Origin of the sequence: Bacillus sp. MZGC1 (assembly GCF_002998605.1) — a bacterium.
Taxonomy (GTDB): domain Bacteria; phylum Bacillota; class Bacilli; order Bacillales; family Bacillaceae; genus Bacillus.
This window is the reverse complement of sequence record NZ_PVRE01000005.1, coordinates 54,192-70,998: the sequence shown is the minus strand read 5'-3', so window position 1 is coordinate 70,998 and position 16,807 is coordinate 54,192. Positions and strand designations below refer to the sequence as shown.

The window sequence follows — 16,807 nt, the reverse complement described above, 5'->3', positions numbered from 1 at the left end:
ATTCACTCTCTTTCACTTAGAAAATACACAGTATGAGGGTCCCCATGCTGCATGAAATCATTCTGTTTTCTATTATACATGAATCAGTCAAGAGGATAGAAGTAAGAGGGCTGAAATGAAGAGATTTCTTAGCTGATGTGTCCAAGCTGTTCAAGCGTTTCATGCTGCTTGTGAGATCTCGTCAGCTCGTCGCACCGAATGAACCTGCCATCTAATAACGTGAAAAGAGCCATGACATCAATTAAACCCCGGTCCCCGCTTGCGAGTTCCACATGTACAGTGTAACGAAAACACCCTTGCTGCGTATCTTCATCAAATAACACATCATGAAAAGCGGGGATCTCAAGCTGTTTTGTCAATCCTTTTAATGTGGATAGATGCTTTTTAAACTCATCAAGTGTCGAAACCTTTCCATCAGTCACTTGCTGATAATCAGGTGAAAAATAAGCCTCCACTTTTTCTATATTGAATTTGATTAATACCTCTTCATACATCTCTTTAATAAATGATATCGCTTCTTTTTTTGTCATGAATCAACATCCTCTCTTTATGTTAACCAGTTAACTATAATCCATTATAATTAACTGGTTAACAAAAAACAATCAAAAAAATAACCCCATCATAAATGAGGTTATTTTGCAGGCTGGGGATAAACGAGATCTTCAAGCAATTTGACATCATGCTGATGAAGTTGTTTGATCATTTCTTTTCGGACAGCGAGGGCAGCATCGAAGTATTTTTCGTCTTCGACCATTCCTTTCACTGTGATCTCAATCCCGCGGTTCAGCTTGTTCAGGCCCATAATGCCATGGACTTGAAACGGTTCAATGGCATGTTGAAATTCATCTTTTTTGAGAAAATCATGATGCATCTGATTTAAATTGTCACAGGCCGTTTCGAGTGCTTGAAAGGCTGTATCTGGGTTTTGATTCGCACTAATTAATACAGACTCCGTAATCCGCATGTAGTGCATGTTATAGTTTTGAATTTGCCGGATGTCTCCGTTAGAGATGGTTAACAGCTTGCCGCTCCATTCTCTAATTTGCAGAGAGCGGAGACCAATCTCTTCAATCGTTCCATTAAAGAGGTTATTCACTGTCACATAATCCCCTTTATGAATCTGACGTTCATAGATCAGAAAAATGCCTGCTAAAATATCGCGAATCAGTGTCTGGGCGCCAAAACCGATGACGATCCCAGCAACACCAGCACCTGCAAGGATTTTTCCGAAATCATGAAAGAAGAGAGAAATGACATACATTACAAAGCAAATTGAAGCGGTGTATTTTGTAACAGATTTGACCAAGCTCTCGATCGTTTTTTTCTTCTTGTCCTCTATAAACTCCGTTCGTTTAAAGAAAATTTGAAGCGCTTTGTTAATCATAAAGACGGCAAGCCAAAGAACGAGTCCCACAAGGAGAATTTCAATGTATTTGTTCTTGACTATTGTCAGAAAAGTATCGTCCATCTATCGGTTACCCCCTGGCTGTACGAGAAGTAAAATCAACATCTTGATAATAGCTGTTTTTCACAAGAACATTCGGACCGAGGCATTGTACGCTTGGACAATGGCAATTCAGCTCTTTTGCTAATTTTGTGTCCATCCAGCGTGAATAAGCAGATTGCAATGTATCAGTAGCAATGTTTCCAAGCGGCGGTGTATCGCCAAAGTCTGTCACAATAATATTCCCATCAAAAATATTCACATTCAAACGTGAGCGGCCGTCAGGGTCATTTCGTACCGTGACATGTTTCTCCTGACGCAATCGCTTGAGGAGGCGCTGATCTTCTTCATCTGTGCTGCAAGAATAAAATGGCAGGGTGCCAAACAGCATCCATGTGTCTTGATCACGAATATCAAGCAGCTGATGAATCGCATCACGCATTTGCGGAAGCGACAATGATTCAAGGGCGCTGGCAAAATCACTTGGGTACATTGGGTGAACTTCGTGGCGCTGGCATTTCATTTCCTCCACGATTTGCCGGTGGATGTGTTCAATATATGGAAGCGTGCGCTTATTCAGCATGGTTTCAGCAGATACGGTAACACCTGCTTTGACAAGTGCCCGGCTATTTTCAATCATGCGGTTAAATAATTTCTCGCGCTGCTCAAAGGTTGGTTTTCTGTCCATCATCGCAAAACCGACCGTTGCAAACTCTTCGACAGTTCCCCAGTTATGTGAGATGTGAAGGACATCTAAGTATGGAATAATTTCTTCATATCGCGCCAAATCAAGTGTTAAGTTTGAATTGATCTGTGTACGGACGCCGCGTTCATGGGCATACTTTAATAAAGGGACGACATATTCCCGCACAGATTTGAGAGAAAGCATAGGCTCTCCGCCTGTAATACTGATTGAGCGCAGGAGCGGAACTTCATCTAAACGGCGAAGTAACAAATCAAGCGGCAGTGCATGTGGGTCTTTCGGCTGCAAAGTATAGCCAACCGCACAGTGCTCACATCTCATGTTACACAACGTCGTTGTTGTAAATTCGATATTTGTCAGCTTCATCTCTCCGTAATCCTGCACATCGAGATAGGCTTCCCAAGGGTCGTATGCAGGTGTAATCGGACGAAGTGCTGTTTTTTGGTTCATGGTATCTATCTCCTTTTCATTCGGGCAAACGTAGACCCGCCAACAGTTAATTTTAAGCCCCATCACCGTTATACGCAAGTGGGGCATCATTGATTTACAAGGGGAAAAAAGATAAGCTAGAAACAAATGCTAAAGGGAGTGTATCTATGGGCAAGGCAGCAGACAGCAAAGAGCAGCAGGTTGATTATTTAAAGAACCGATTAGATATGTTTATGAATGTGATTGATTCATTAGATCCTGAATCAACAGATGTTGAGGATATAGACAGACTGATCCAGATGATTGACGACCTAGAAGCGAAATATGAACGGTTTAAAAGCGATTGGAAGGAAGAATAGCTCGCGCAGTGCGGGCTTTTTTCTTTAATTTGGCAGGTGAATCAGTGTATGAGTCTCGGTCTTATTCTGCACAATAGAAGAAAAACCGGGAAGTGACGTAAATGAAAAAATACATGCTCATCTGTTTATGTGCGCTTTTTGTATCCATGCCTCTCTCAGAAGCGGAAGCCGTGTCTAATAAGCCCGTCCATTGGGGATTTGCGAAAAGCAAAGAACACAAGCCAGCAGATGCGGGTAAAGAATTGAACGTCCTTTTAAAAAAGTATGATGCCTTTTATTTAGGAAACACGAAAAAGAAAGAGATTTATTTTACCTTCGACAATGGCTATGAAAATGGGTACACGCCGAAGATCTTAGATGTGCTGAAAAAACATCAAGTACCAGGCACCTTTTTTGTGACAGGGCACTTTGTAAAGGATCAGCCTGAGCTCGTCAAACGTATGGCAGAGGAAGGTCATATCATTGGCAACCACTCCTATCACCATCCAGATTTAACAACAAAGAGTACGAAAGAAATCAAAGAAGAGCTGGACCGTGTCAATGAAGCCGTGTACAAAATCACTGGAAAACAAGACAACCTCTATCTTCGTCCGCCGCGCGGTGTATTCAGTGAAAGAGTGCTGAAGGAAACAAAAGAGCTCGGCTACCAAACCGTTTTCTGGTCAGTAGCGTTTGTGGACTGGCATATTCATCATCAAAAAGGAAAACAGTATGCCTACGATCAAATGATGAAGCAGGCGCACCCAGGTGCCATTTACTTACTTCATACCGTCTCAAGAGACAATGCAGAGGCATTGGATGATGCCATCACGGCCCTGAAAAAACAAGGTTATTCCTTTAAAAGCCTAGACGATCTCATGCTTGAAAAAGTATGGCATCTCCCTCATCTATAGAAAAAAGCTTGCAGAAGACCTGCGAGCTTTTTCTTTATCCTTCTCTTATTTTACACTGAAACAAAATCGGATGATGGCGCGTGAAAGAGTCAATCAAGCCCTCACCGAAAATCGTGATACTTTGCTCCCAAGGATGTCCTAGCAAGCCCCAATGCATCTCCTTTGATAAAAAGAAATCATAATCCCCGTTAGGAAGCACAGGCACTGTCCATTCTCCAAATACATCTTTTTCAAATGAGCCGTATGGTGTGATCCAGTAGCATTCGTGCTGCCAATCGAGTGCCAGCATATATTCGTCTGTTCTCATATGCTCCTGAAAAGCAAGTAATGCTTTCTCTTCAAGGTCTTCCTCCGCATGTAGAAGGGAAGGGTCCTCAAAATAAACAGAGATATCATATGTAATATAAGGAGATGGTACGTGGAATGAGGGAAAACGAGAGATGCTTGGATTAAATTTGAAATCTCGATAGAACGTCTTCCATACCAGCTTTAGTTCTTGATGAGTCAATGGAATCCAGTTTTCCACCTTAACCGCCCCCAAGCTATTCTCTCAACAAATTATTTGAAAATGCGGAACCACCCTTTATGCTTAAACCACAAAAGCATACCCGAGACGAGCAGACCCATGAAAATCAGCACCCCAAAATAGCCATACTTCCAGTGTAATTCAGGCATGTTATCAAAGTTCATTCCGTACACCCCAACAATAAAGGTCAGTGGGATAAAAATGGTCGACACAATGGTCAATGTCATCATGATCGCATTCATTCGATTGGAATTCAGCGTCTGATAGCTGTCTCGTAAATCGGCCGTCATATCACGGTTTGACTCGACGATCTCGGTTAGTTTCAAAAGGTGATCATAAATATCATTGAAATATGCTTGCCGGTTCGTATCGCTTCTCATCGTATTTGTGTTGACAATACGATATAAAAGGTCCCTCATCGGGATAATCGTTCTTCGCAGCTTGAGCAAATCGGATCGAATTCCGAATACTTCGTTCATCAGCGTTCCATATGTTTTATGACCTTCTTCATCCTCAATTTCATTCAGCCTGTCCTCAATTTGATAAATGATTGGGAAATAATCATCGGTAAGCTGATCAATCAGCATATAAGCAATATGCTCAGGTCCGCTATTTCGGGTTTTGTCAGATTCTTTGAGCTTTCGAATGACACGATCAATGTATGGCGCTTCCTTCAAATGAAAGGTCACGATATAATTGTCACCGACAAACAGATCGATTTCCTCAGATCGAAGCGTCTTTTGATTCAGGGCATGAAGCACGAAAAATAAATATCCTTCATAAAAATCAAGCTTCGGCCGCTGTAAATAATGGAAGCAATCCTCAATCGCAAGCGGATGGAACTGAAAGTATTCCTTCAAAAGCGCTGCTTCCTTTTCCGTTGGCGCATGGAAATCAATCCAGTACCAGGCGATATCGGGGCTTGAAAGCTGCTGTAATGTTGCATGTTCAATCAAGTCGCCGTTTTTTGTCACTGCAATTTTTTTCAGCATGTGCACCCCTCCAGACTTGCATTATATCATGAAGCAGCACCGGTGAACTTATACGTGTTCTGCATAAAAAAGCCGATCTCATTACTGAGATCGGTCCAATGTGCGTGTATGATTGATGGGTAAAACCGAGAATTAAGGACGACGGAAGTTGACGAAACCACCGTTACGGTCGAACCAGCCTCTAAACGCCCAGTTGATGTAGCCGCCGTCACCTTTGTTTGTGAAAGATCCATTTTCAAATACCCAAACTCCGTAAGTAATGCTTCCGTATTTCACAGTAGCAAACGTTTTGACTCCGTTGAAACGAGTCTCATAACCTTGGCTTAAGTTAAATACCATGACATTGTATTTTGAGCCCGCAGCATAGAAAGCAGACTCCATTAGTCCTTTGACAAAGCCTTCACGGTTTGTGTTAGCATTTGCAGCATTGATTAATGCATTAGCTATACCAAGTACGTCAAAGTTAATATTAACGTTTCCTGCGGTTGTAGATGCTTTACTTTCAACAGCTTTGTTTAAAACAGTTTGCTGAACAGTAGTTGAAACTGGAGTAGTTTTTTGTTCAGCAGCGTCAGCGAATACTGGTAGTGTCGAAGAAACAGCAGTGGCAAGGGCAACAGAAAGAATGGTTTTTTTCATTGGTCGGATCTCCTTTGTTTTTAAATTTTGGGTCTTTCTTTTCGTAAAAAGTGAAACTAGGTGAAGCCGGTTATCAATGAGGTAAAATATGGTCCTGCAAGATAAAACAAATGATTGCCTAATCAGCTAATTCCTTTGTTCACCTCCTTGATATGTCATAATTATACAAATGTTTTCGGAATAGAAGATATCACCCAGAGGTTCTATTTCTAATTTAAGGTAAATGATCCTAAAATATTGAAGGATGCTGTCGTATTTTAGCTGAATTCGACTAAAAATGTTTCTTCATCCAAAAGGAAAATGACCGTAAATAAGGAAGATATAACTGATAAATTCTTGTACTCTTTATGTTTAAAAGTATTCAATATGGAGAATCATTCATGCAAAGTGAAACAATCGCATCTGCGTGTTTGCAGAAAGGAAGAGTAAAACATGTGGGAAAAAGAGCTGGTGGTGGAGCCGCCGTATCATTTCGATCAAGTGCTCAGACGCTTATCAAGTGATCCATTAAAAGCAGTCGATTTGAATAAACGAGAAATCAAAGTACCAATTAGGTTAGAACAAAAACCATACGTTGTCGTCGTTCAAGCCACCGGAACAAAAGAAGCGCCCACGTTTCGGGTGCAAGGAAAAGGTCCTGAGGAACCTCTCATATGTGAGGTGAAGCGGATATTTGGCATGAAGCATCAATTACACGCTGTGCATGAGCATTTTTCTCAAACGAATTTAGCGTCCATATTTGAGCGTCATGTCGGGACACCGCTCATGCTGGATTTTCATTTATATCATTGTTTGATGAAATGCATCATTCATCAGCAGCTCAATCTGGCGTTTGCTTATGAGCTCACGAAACGGTTTGTTCATACGTACGGCGAGCAAATAGAAGGCGTTTGGTTTGATCCTTTACCGGAAACCATCGCCTCACTTGAAACAGAGGATTTGAGAAAGCTCCAATTTAGTCAGCGGAAAGCGGAATATGTCATTGATGTATCGAAGCGAATTGTGAGCGGCTCTCTTTGTTTAGAAGAATTACACGATTTAACTGATCTGGAGGTGGAAGAACGTCTTCTTCCGATTAGAGGAATTGGCCCTTGGACAGTTCAAAATGTGCTCATGAATGGGCTTGGAAGACCAAATCTCTTTCCGATGGCAGATATCGGTATTCAAAACGCCATCAAGCGGCACTTTGACCTGCCTGAAAAGCCGACAAAAGAAGAAATGGCAGCATTAAGCAAGGAGTGGACCCCGTATTTAAGCTACGCTTCTTTATATTTATGGAGAAGCATTGAGACAGATAAATAAATGAAAGGGATTTTCTCTCTTTGTCCAAGTCATGATATACTAATGAGATGGAATAAAATGAAGACAACCTATCAAGGGTTCAGATAGAACGGAGAGAATGAAGTGAAGGAAAAACAGCAAGGTGCCCTTTTACAAAAGGGACAGCAGTTCCCGCTTACCATTAAACGCCTTGGCATTAATGGGGAAGGGGTCGGTTATTTTAAAAAGCAAGTGGTCTTTGTCCCGGGTGCGCTTCCAGGCGAAGAAGTGGTTGTGGAAGCAACGAATGTCCAAGCAAAATATGCAGAAGGTACGGTTAGAAAAGTCCGAAAGCGCTCCGAGCATCGAGTGAAACCGCCATGCCCAGTATACGAGCAGTGCGGAGGCTGTCAGCTACAGCATTTGGCATACGAGCAGCAGCTAAAGGAAAAACGAGATATTGTCATTCAATCAATAGAACGACATACGAAGCTATCAGTTGAAAAACTAGATATTCGACCAACGATCGGTATGGAAGATCCGTGGCACTACCGGAACAAAAGCCAGTTCCAAGTAGGGCGTTCTCACAGCGGTGACATCATTGCTGGGCTTTATGGACTGAACTCTCATAAGCTTGTACCGATCAAGGAATGTATCGTGCAGCATCCAAATACGAACAAAACAACGGGCGTTGTCCGCAAAATCTTAGAGAAATTCGGTGTATCGGTCTACAATGAACGGACAAGAAAAGGCGACGTACGCTCAATTGTCGTGCGTGTCGGCTTTGAAACAGGGGAAGTACAAGTCGTCCTTGTCACATCGAAACCTGAATTTCCAAAGAAAAAAGAAATCGCCGAAGCCATTCAAAAACGTCTGCCAGAAGTGACGTCCATTATGCACAATGTCAACGGTGAAAAAACGTCGGTCATCTTTGGCCATAAGACATCTCACCTAGCTGGCAACATGGTCATTCAAGAATTTTTAGGAGACGTCTCCTTTGAACTGAGTGCACGTGCTTTCTTCCAATTGAATCCGAAGCAAACGCTAAAGCTTTACGACGAAGCGAAAAAAGCGGCCAAACTGACTGGCAAAGAAAAGGTTGTCGATGCGTATTGCGGCGTTGGAACGATTGGGATGTGGCTTTCAGATGGTGCCAAAGAAGTACGAGGAATGGATGTCATCAAAGAATCGATTGATGATGCCAAGAAAAATGCCAAAAAACACGGCATGAAAAACGCGACCTATGTGACAGGAACAGCGGAACATTGGCTGCCAAAATGGGTCAAAGAAGGCTTCCGTCCTGACGTCATCGTCGTGGACCCGCCAAGAACAGGCTGCGAGCGCACCTTCTTAGACACTGTCAAACAAGTCAAACCAAAACGTCTTGTCTACGTCTCTTGCAACCCATCCACACTAGCAAAAGACCTTGAATACATGTCAAAAGACTACAAAATCGAATACATGCAGCCAGTGGATATGTTTCCGCAAACGGCGCATGTGGAGACAGTTGTATCAATGGTTAGAGTATAAAAAGTGAAGTGAATAAAGACTGTCCGTGATTTGAATACTGGTGTCTAGCTGGTAGGATGATCACGGATTTTTTTATACTGATCCATAGGTGTCGATCAGAGTAAACCATATAAAGGAGATAGAGGAGGATGAAAATGAGTCAATTCGATATTCTAACAAAATACATACCGCTGCTTCAGGAAGATCATATTGGAGAATGGGTAATCGATCAAGAAAATGATGGCACAGCTGAACATCCGATTCAGATGCCCTTTGTGAATTATTCCGAAACGGTTCGTCACTTGATCGAAGATGTTTATACCTTTGCAAAACAACATCAAGAGCTGGAGCTTACCCGCTACAGAGAGATCCTCAAAGAAAATGGGATTGAAGGTGGACCGAACGATATGGAGAATGTGGACATTTCAAATTTAAATGCGCAGTGTGTGCTTGCTCTCATGATGGGGGTTGTAAGAGCCGAACGGTTTAGCGAGGGTGCCATATTCAATTTCTTTAAAAGTGGAGATATTGTAAAGTGCCTGAAAAGATTGGATTGTTTGGGGTAAATGAATAAATTCAAGGGGTGATGGCATGTGCTCCGCTCTTATCAGAAAGCATTCTTTTAAAAGTGAATCGAAAACCTTCGTTTTAGGCACTATTTGAAAATAGTGCTTTTTTGTTTCTACTGAAGCGAATCGACATTTTTAAATTCTTCAGTTGACTTTCCCCTTTACTGAAAGGTTTATACTTTGATCAGATCAACAAAACGGAGGAGATGCAGGATGTTCAAGATCGGCGATTTTTCTATGTTAAGTAAAGTGCCTGTTAAAACCTTAAGATATTATGACCAAATTGATTTATTAAAGCCTAAGCAGATTGATCAAGATTCGGGATACCGATATTACTCAGCTGAGCAGCTGCTTGAGGTCAATCGAATTTTTCTGTACAAGGAATTGGGCTTTACGTTAAAGCAAATGGCTCAGCTTCTTCGGGAAGATATTTCGGTAGAGCAGATTCAGGGCATGTTTCTGCTGAAAGAAAGTGAGATTCAGCAATTGATCGAGAGAGAACAACAGAAATTAGCGCGTATTAAGGAGCGGATGCACCTCATTAAACGAGAGGGGTGTGTTGAAAAAGAACAGGAGGTCATTATCAAATCTGTTGAAAGCAAAAGCATCATGTCTTTTCAATCCAACGGAACTGTTGACGAAATTCCTTCATTCTTTCAAACGTTTCATCATTTATTACTTAAAAATCAACAAGAATCGATCTCGGGACCACAAGTGGTGCTGTGGAGGGAATCAATGGAAAAAGAAAGTGAGTTCGAATTTGAGGTGGGGTATTCCGTCAAATCGTTAAGGGGCACTCTTCCTCAAGGAATCAAGATACGTACGTTACCTGCAGAAGAAACCATGGCGACACTGTTATTTCATTCACATTCTCCATCCGCACAAACTGCTTGTATTGACCTGGCGACATGGATCGAAAATAATGGATACCGCGTGAAAGAAGACCAGCCGGGCCGAGAGATTTATTACCCTTTGTCTGAAAATGAAGAAGGCAGACTCATTGAAATTCAAATTCCTATTAAAGATGAGATCAAATCGTAAACTTTGCCCAAAGGAGAAACGTCACGATGAAAAATAAAACCGTTGTCTATTTACTTGCATTAGCAGCCTTTTTAATTGGAACGATCGAATATATCATTACAGGCATTATCCAGATGGTCGCAGATGATTTACATGTCACGACGTCTGCTGCTGGATTATTGGTCACGTCTTTAGCGCTCTCAGCAGCAATCGGCGCACCGATTGTCATTGCACTCACAATCAATATGGACCGCAGAAAAATATTATCATGGATGCTGATCATTTTTATTTTAAGTAATTTCATCACAAGTGTCAGCCATTCGTTTGAAATGGTGATGATGACAAGGATTTTACAAGGAATCAGTGGGGGGACTGCTATTGTAGTGGCAATGGCTGTTGCGACTCGTCTTGTAGAACGTGAAAAAAGAGGAACAGCCATTGGCATCATTTTAATGGGATTAAGCAGCTCCTTGGTTTTAGGTGTTCCAATCGGGACATTTCTAAGCAGTATGATCGGATGGAAAGCATTATTCGCAACCATTGGATTGATCACGCTTATTCCGCTGATTGTTGTGTATAGGCGAATTCCGTCTATGAAAGAACAAGAACCGGTGACACTTGGTATGCAATTATCGATTTTAAAAGATAAGCGAATATTACTTGCGGTGGCAGTGACGCTATTCTATGTAGGTGGATATTCCACGTTATTTACCTATTTAACGCCCTTCCTGCAAGCATCAGCAAACCTTAGTATCACAGAAATCAGTGGCATTTTATTACTAGCTGGAATATGCAGCTTTTTGGGCTCCAGCCTTGGAGGGATTGCAGCAGATAAAAAGGGCCCAATATTCACGATTTTCTCTGGAATCATTCTGCAAATCATCATGCTCATGCTGCTAGCATTTGTCACAGGGAATCTCGTGGTCATGGTGGCTGTCATCATGATATGGATGATCGCTACATGGAGCACATCACCAGCTCAGCAGCTATATCTTGTAACACTTGTACCAAAATCTCCTGATATCGCATTAAGTGTCAATACATCATTTATTCAATTCGGATTTGCCTTAGGCTCTGGTGTAGGAGGGATTGTGTTAAGCGAAACATCTATATTAAACCTAAGCTGGATCAGTGCTGGAACCGTTTTTCTCGCTTTACTCATGACCATTCTAATGGTGGCGTTTGACCGATTTTCTCAGCGTAAGAGTTTAAAGGTGATCGAGCAAGGAAGCTAACTTAAATTCAATTTTGTATAGAAGGAACTACTTATTTCGGGTAGTTCCTTTTTGATTTGAAGAATGAACCAGTGAAGTTGTTTATTTGCTACAATAGGAGTCAATATCCAAAGAATGAAGGCATCAACAAATTTCTTTTAAAAACGATGAATGTCTAACAAAAGAACTGCTAGACGAGGAGAGAAAATAGAATGCAAATAAGTGAGGATATCATCAATCGAAAAGGCGCTCGAAAGGGGACTGATATCCCTCGTGACGTCTGGACCCTTTTGAATCAGGGAGAGATCGAAAGTGTGAATTTAACTGAATGGCTGGCTGTCAATCATATGACGCTAATACAGCATGTTTTGCCGTCCGTTGGTTTAGACCATTATATAGACGATATTTCATCTGAGATCACTAAACAAAAAGCTGAATCAGGAATGAAAGCAATTCGTCTCATCGGTCAATTGTTAGATGAAGTGCTACACGAAGAGAATGAGGAAAAACAAGCGGAAGTACTACAGGCATTTGCTCACCACGTATCTGATAGCGTTCGCTGTTGGGCTGCTTATATGAACAAACAACACTTATCAACTCTGGAAGAGAAACTTGCGTACATTCAGCCATTTGCAGCTGATCATCATTTTGGTGTACGAGAAATTGCGTGGATGTCAGTGAGAGAAAGCCTCAGTCATCAGCTTGATCAAAGTATAGAATATTTAACAGAATGGGCAAAAAGCGGGGATGAAAATATTCGCCGGTTCTCTGTAGAGTCGATCCGTCCTAGAGGGGTATGGACAAAGCATATTGAGTTATTAAAACAAGAGCCAGAGAGGGTGCTGCCTATTCTAAATTTACTCAAATCCGATCCATCAACATATGTTCAAGATTCTGTAGGAAACTGGCTCAATGACGCTAGTAAAACACAACCAAATTGGGTAACAAACCTGTGCGACCAGTGGTCAAAGGATTCTGATACAAAAGCAACTAGCAGAATTGTTAAGAAAGCCAAGAGAACGATTGTGAAGGGGAATTTGTGAATAAGAATATGAATTGAAATTTCTTTATAATACAAAATTCATATTATTTCTGCTGACTAACTCTAAAAATAATATTCATTTATAAAGAAAACAATATACAGAGAGAGTGAATAGTACCATTGATGAATCAAGATACTTTTGCTGAATGGTTAAGAACTTATGCAAATATAAAACCATACTCTATAGGAAGATACTCTAAAGCTATTGGTACAATATCATTAGAATTAAGAGATTATGGATTACAGAGTTTTAATTTATTTACTTTAACTGATACTGCCTTTATCGATGCAATTCTTGATAATTCTGAGTTTAAAAAGAAGAATGAAAAAGGACATAGGATGTATAGTGTAGCTTTAAATCATTTTAAAAAATACCTAATAGGAAATTCTGCTGATATCAGTAGTGTTGATATTGAGGATAAGCCAAAAAATAGGCCTAAACATAGGTTAGTGAATAATAAAAAGGTATGGCGTAGAAATCCTAAATATGCAAGTGGAGCTATAGCCGATGCAAACTATTTATGTGAGTTTGACAATCAACACAAGCATTTTATTTCTAAGTTTAATGGAGAGAATTATGTAGAGGCTCACCACTTAATACCAATGCAATATCAAGACCAATTTGATAAAAGTTTAGACATCCATGCTAATATTGTTTCAATTTGTTTAGTCTGTCATAAAAAAATCCATTATGGACGATTTGAGGACAAGAAAGAAATATTAGATAAGCTATTTAACAGTAGGATACAAAGACTTATTAAAGGTGGAATAGATATAGAAATTTCACAGTTATACTCTTACTATCAGGATTAAGAAATCTAAGGAAATTATTTCTGGCTTAATTATTCCTACAGCAAAATAGGATGCTAACAGACAAAATTTAATTAATGTCAAAAATCACCCAACATATCATTTAAAGAATGAATTTCAATTGCTCTGCACAAAATAAAGCTTTACATGTTCTATCATCATCATATAAGATATGGAGAAATTAAAAGCGAAGAAAAGGACATGAGCCATTTTTACTGGTTACCAGAGAGGGAAGTCACGCTGAAATCTTCCTAACGCAGAAAAGTGTCTTACCACCTTTGAGCTGTATTGGGGAAATCATAGTATCCAATATCGTCTACGCCACGTTACGGCACCAGAGCCATAAAGCGAATACGCGTTATGGGAATTTGGGTGGAACCACGGATCACACATTCGTCCCTCTATGAGGGATGGGTGTGTTTTTTTGTTCACTCCTATATCATCATTGCTTTGAAAAGGACATGAGCAGCTTTTATCGGTTACTAGAGAGGGAAGTCACGCTGAAATCTTCCCAACGCAGAAAAGTTGTCTTACCACCTTTGAGCTGTATTGGGAAAAATTGAAGTATCCAATACCGACTATGCCACGTTACGGCACCAGAGCCATAAAGCGAAAATGCGTTATGGGAATTTGGGTGGAACCACGGATTACACATTCGTCCCTTTATGAGGGATGGGTGTGTTTTTTTATATCAAAAAATGAAAGGTGTGTCAGTCATGAAAGAAAACATGGTGAAGATTCAATTTCCAGATGGAAAGATAAAGGAGTTTTCTGCAGGTACGACTGTCGCAGGTGTTGCCTCCCATATTAGCCCGAGTTTAAGGAAAAAAGCAGTGGCAGGAAAGATCAATGATCAATTGGTCGATTTAAGTCACCAGCTGGACAGCGATGCTGGGCTGTCTATTGTCACACTCGATTCAAAAGAAGGGCTTGAAGTGCTGCGCCATACATCTGCACACGTATTAGCCCAAGCGGTGAAAAGGTTATATGACAATGTCACACTTGGAATCGGACCTGTCATCGAAAATGGATTTTACTATGATATGAAGCTAAATCAAACATTAAGCGTAGAGGATTTGGCAGAGATTGAAAAAGAGATGGAAAAGATCATAAACGAGAATCATCTCATCCAAAGAAAGGAGGTCTCTTACAAAGAAGCTGAATCGTTGTTTGCACATGATCCATATAAGCTGGAGATTTTAAAACGACTCCCATCTGAAGAAGCCATCACAGTGTATCAGCAGGGTGAATTTATCGACTTATGCCGCGGGCCTCATTTACCTTCTACTGGGTTCGTAAAGTCATTTAAACTAACACGTGTTGCAGGTGCTTATTGGCGGGGTGACAGTCATCAAGATGTATTGCAGCGAGTGTATGGTGTAGCGTTTCAACTTCCAAAACATCTAGCTGAGTATCTTCATTTCATGGAAGAAGCAAACAAGCGTGATCACCGGAAATTAGGGAAACAATTATCTCTGTTCATGTTTTCGGAAGAAGCGCCAGGTATGCCGTTTTATTTACCAAAAGGTCAGCTTGTCAAAAATGAATTAATGGCTTTTTCTAGAGAAGTGCGAGGCAAAGCGCAATATGAAGAAGTGAGCACACCGTTTATGATGAACCAAGAGCTTTGGGAAAAGTCGGGACATTGGGATCATTATCATGAAAATATGTATTTCTCAGAAGTAGACCATACAAGCTTTGCTTTAAAGCCTATGAATTGTCCAGGACATATGCTCATGTTTAAAAACAGCTTATTTTCATACAGAGACCTTCCGATCAGGATGGCTGAGTTTGGTCAGGTGCATCGTCATGAATTTAGCGGAGCATTAAATGGATTGTTCAGGGTCAGAACATTTTGCCAAGATGATGCCCATATTTTTTTGAGAGAAGATCAAATTGAAGCTGAAATCAAACGGATTTTCCAATTAGTTGATCATGTGTATCGGACATTTGGGTTTGAGTACTCTGTGGAACTATCCACTCGTCCTGAAAAAGCGTTAGGCGATGATGCCATTTGGGATATCTCTGAATCAGCGCTAAAGAATGTGCTTGATCGGCTAAAAGTCGATTATCAGCTAAATGAAGGAGATGGGGCATTTTATGGCCCGAAAATCGATTTTCATATAAAAGATGCCTTGCAGCGGAGCCATCAGTGCGCCACAATTCAGTTAGATTTTCAAATGCCTGAGAAATTTGATTTAACATATATCAATGAAAAGAATGAAAAGGTACGGCCAGTTGTCATTCATAGTGCCATTTTCGGTTCTCTGGATCGTTTCCTTGGCATTCTCATCGAGCATTTTGCAGGCGCCTTCCCGTTATGGCTGGCACCAGTACAAGTACAAATCATCCCTGTCTCAACGGTTCACCTTGATCACTGCCTTGAGGTGCAGCAGCAATTAAGAAAGATCGGAATAAGAGTGATAATCGATGAACGGGATGAAAAACTCGGCTATAAAATGAGAGAAGCACAAATGCAAAAAATCCCTTATATCGCTGTCATTGGCGATACAGAAATGGAAGAAAAAACACTGAACATCAGACAGCATGGAGAAAAGACATCTAGACAGCTGTCTGTTGATGACTTTAAACACCTGGCAGCCCACCAAATAAAAAACAGATCAGCTGTTCAAATATGATGTGCTGATTTCATGAAGAAAGATAAGACGTTCATTGAATGATGGGCGTCTTTTCATTTGCGAAAAAAGCCGAATTGACAGTAGAAAGGGAAAATATTGAAACATTTTTTCGGTAAAATCGTAATAAAGATAGAGCGTTCAACAGAAACATTTAAAACGGAGAGGAGTATTACATGGAACAAGCTGCACTGAAAAAGATGAGGACAAAACAAATAGCTGTCTCTAATTTGATATTCGGACTTATGATCATCGCTTTTTTTATGGTGATTCAAATCTTTAATATCCAACTTACACATTTCTTTTTGTGTTTAGGCATTTTAATGCTTCTCCAAGGCATTATAGGCTTTATCAAAAAAGGAAAAACAAAGTTTTTCATACCTATTTTTGAGCAGGTAGCTATTTATGAAAAAGAGAAATTAGGAAAAGAGTGGGAGAAAGAAAAATTTTTAGAGAATGTTTGGAAAGTCGTATTGAGTGGCATTATGTTTTTTCAATCATTTAGTTTTCAAAATGTAACGAATCCATTTAGTGACATCGAGCCTGTATTTACCATTTTCTTGTTTTTAATCGTTCTAGCCTCTATCAATATAAGCATGCTTTTTCGCTTTCGAAAAATCGACAGATCGACTGAAGGAGAATTAACAGGCTATACAAAAGAGTCTAACATGATGGGAATTGCTTTAGGGTTATTGATGGCAATCATCATCTCTATCTTTATCGTAATTTTTCTTCTTCCATAAAACATCATTATTTTGAGGT

Annotated in this window: 17 protein-coding genes and 2 other annotated features; of the genes, 11 read left to right on the top strand and 6 right to left on the bottom strand. The window is 40.4% G+C overall.

Annotated elements, in window-relative coordinates:
* Positions 1–128: 128 nt before the first annotated feature.
* From C6Y06_RS15485 to yfkAB, 3 genes are all read right to left on the bottom strand, one after another.
* The gene (locus C6Y06_RS15485; protein ID WP_060595781.1) at positions 129–530 is read right to left on the bottom strand and encodes a nuclear transport factor 2 family protein; all 402 of its coding nucleotides are present in this window, start codon (positions 528–530) and stop codon (positions 129–131) included.
* A 101-nt stretch (positions 531–631) separates the two neighbouring features.
* Positions 632–1,468, bottom strand: coding sequence for a mechanosensitive ion channel family protein (locus tag C6Y06_RS15480; RefSeq protein ID WP_060595782.1), 837 nt, complete (start codon positions 1,466–1,468; stop codon positions 632–634).
* A gap of 7 nt (positions 1,469–1,475) precedes the next feature.
* Positions 1,476–2,597 carry a radical SAM/CxCxxxxC motif protein YfkAB gene (gene yfkAB / locus C6Y06_RS15475; protein ID WP_106037177.1) on the bottom strand — a complete coding sequence of 374 codons (1,122 nt, stop codon included), beginning with the start codon at positions 2,595–2,597 and terminating at the stop codon, positions 1,476–1,478.
* 146 nt (positions 2,598–2,743) lie between these two features.
* Here yfkAB and C6Y06_RS15470 point away from each other — a divergent pair, with 146 nt between their 5' ends.
* Both C6Y06_RS15470 and pdaA read left to right on the top strand, forming a co-directional pair.
* A complete protein-coding gene (locus C6Y06_RS15470) occupies positions 2,744–2,935 on the top strand; it encodes an SE1561 family protein (RefSeq protein ID WP_044139757.1) in 192 nt (63 codons plus the stop codon).
* A gap of 101 nt (positions 2,936–3,036) precedes the next feature.
* Positions 3,037–3,828, top strand: coding sequence for a delta-lactam-biosynthetic de-N-acetylase (pdaA, locus tag C6Y06_RS15465; protein ID WP_106037176.1), 792 nt, complete (start codon positions 3,037–3,039; stop codon positions 3,826–3,828).
* A 34-nt stretch (positions 3,829–3,862) separates the two neighbouring features.
* Here the strand turns inward: pdaA and C6Y06_RS15460 are convergent, their stop codons facing one another.
* The 3 genes from C6Y06_RS15460 to C6Y06_RS15450 all read right to left on the bottom strand — a co-directional run bounded on the left by C6Y06_RS15460 (position 3,863) and on the right by C6Y06_RS15450 (position 5,985).
* The gene (locus tag C6Y06_RS15460; protein WP_106031332.1) at positions 3,863–4,354 is read right to left on the bottom strand and encodes a DUF2716 domain-containing protein; all 492 of its coding nucleotides are present in this window, start codon (positions 4,352–4,354) and stop codon (positions 3,863–3,865) included.
* A 32-nt stretch (positions 4,355–4,386) separates the two neighbouring features.
* Positions 4,387–5,346 (bottom strand): magnesium/cobalt transporter CorA, encoded by a 960-nt coding sequence (gene corA / locus C6Y06_RS15455; RefSeq protein WP_060595785.1) that lies wholly within the window; start codon positions 5,344–5,346, stop codon positions 4,387–4,389.
* A gap of 132 nt (positions 5,347–5,478) precedes the next feature.
* Positions 5,479–5,985: a hypothetical protein gene (locus tag C6Y06_RS15450; RefSeq protein ID WP_060595786.1), complete on the bottom strand. Its 507-nt coding sequence runs from the start codon at positions 5,983–5,985 to the stop codon at positions 5,479–5,481.
* A 432-nt stretch (positions 5,986–6,417) separates the two neighbouring features.
* On the opposite strand from C6Y06_RS15450, the gene C6Y06_RS15445 reads away from it, so the two are divergent.
* From C6Y06_RS15445 to C6Y06_RS15405, 9 genes are all read left to right on the top strand, one after another.
* Positions 6,418–7,287: a DNA-3-methyladenine glycosylase family protein gene (locus tag C6Y06_RS15445; protein WP_060595787.1), complete on the top strand. Its 870-nt coding sequence runs from the start codon at positions 6,418–6,420 to the stop codon at positions 7,285–7,287.
* Positions 7,288–7,389: 102 nt separating this feature from the next.
* Positions 7,390–8,775 (top strand): 23S rRNA (uracil(1939)-C(5))-methyltransferase RlmD, encoded by a 1,386-nt coding sequence (rlmD, locus tag C6Y06_RS15440; protein WP_060595788.1) that lies wholly within the window; start codon positions 7,390–7,392, stop codon positions 8,773–8,775.
* A 134-nt stretch (positions 8,776–8,909) separates the two neighbouring features.
* Positions 8,910–9,320: a DUF6508 domain-containing protein gene (locus C6Y06_RS15435; protein WP_060595789.1), complete on the top strand. Its 411-nt coding sequence runs from the start codon at positions 8,910–8,912 to the stop codon at positions 9,318–9,320.
* A 216-nt stretch (positions 9,321–9,536) separates the two neighbouring features.
* Positions 9,537–10,364: a MerR family transcriptional regulator gene (locus C6Y06_RS15430; RefSeq protein ID WP_060595790.1), complete on the top strand. Its 828-nt coding sequence runs from the start codon at positions 9,537–9,539 to the stop codon at positions 10,362–10,364.
* Between the two features lie 26 nt (positions 10,365–10,390).
* Complete coding sequence (locus C6Y06_RS15425; protein WP_060595791.1) at positions 10,391–11,578, top strand: MFS transporter; 1,188 nt, start codon at positions 10,391–10,393, stop codon at positions 11,576–11,578.
* A 191-nt stretch (positions 11,579–11,769) separates the two neighbouring features.
* Entirely contained in the window at positions 11,770–12,600 is an 831-nt protein-coding gene (locus tag C6Y06_RS15420; protein ID WP_106037175.1) for a DNA alkylation repair protein, read from the top strand.
* A 119-nt stretch (positions 12,601–12,719) separates the two neighbouring features.
* Positions 12,720–13,412: an HNH endonuclease gene (locus C6Y06_RS15415; protein ID WP_106037174.1), complete on the top strand. Its 693-nt coding sequence runs from the start codon at positions 12,720–12,722 to the stop codon at positions 13,410–13,412.
* 178 nt (positions 13,413–13,590) lie between these two features.
* Positions 13,591–13,813 (top strand) — a binding site (T-box leader).
* A gap of 37 nt (positions 13,814–13,850) precedes the next feature.
* Positions 13,851–14,075, top strand: a binding site (T-box leader).
* Positions 14,076–14,125: 50 nt separating this feature from the next.
* Positions 14,126–16,048 carry a threonine--tRNA ligase gene (thrS, locus tag C6Y06_RS15410; RefSeq protein WP_106037243.1) on the top strand — a complete coding sequence of 641 codons (1,923 nt, stop codon included), beginning with the start codon at positions 14,126–14,128 and terminating at the stop codon, positions 16,046–16,048.
* Positions 16,049–16,221: 173 nt separating this feature from the next.
* Positions 16,222–16,788, top strand: coding sequence for a hypothetical protein (locus tag C6Y06_RS15405; protein ID WP_060595794.1), 567 nt, complete (start codon positions 16,222–16,224; stop codon positions 16,786–16,788).
* The last annotated feature ends 19 nt before the right edge of the window (positions 16,789–16,807 follow it).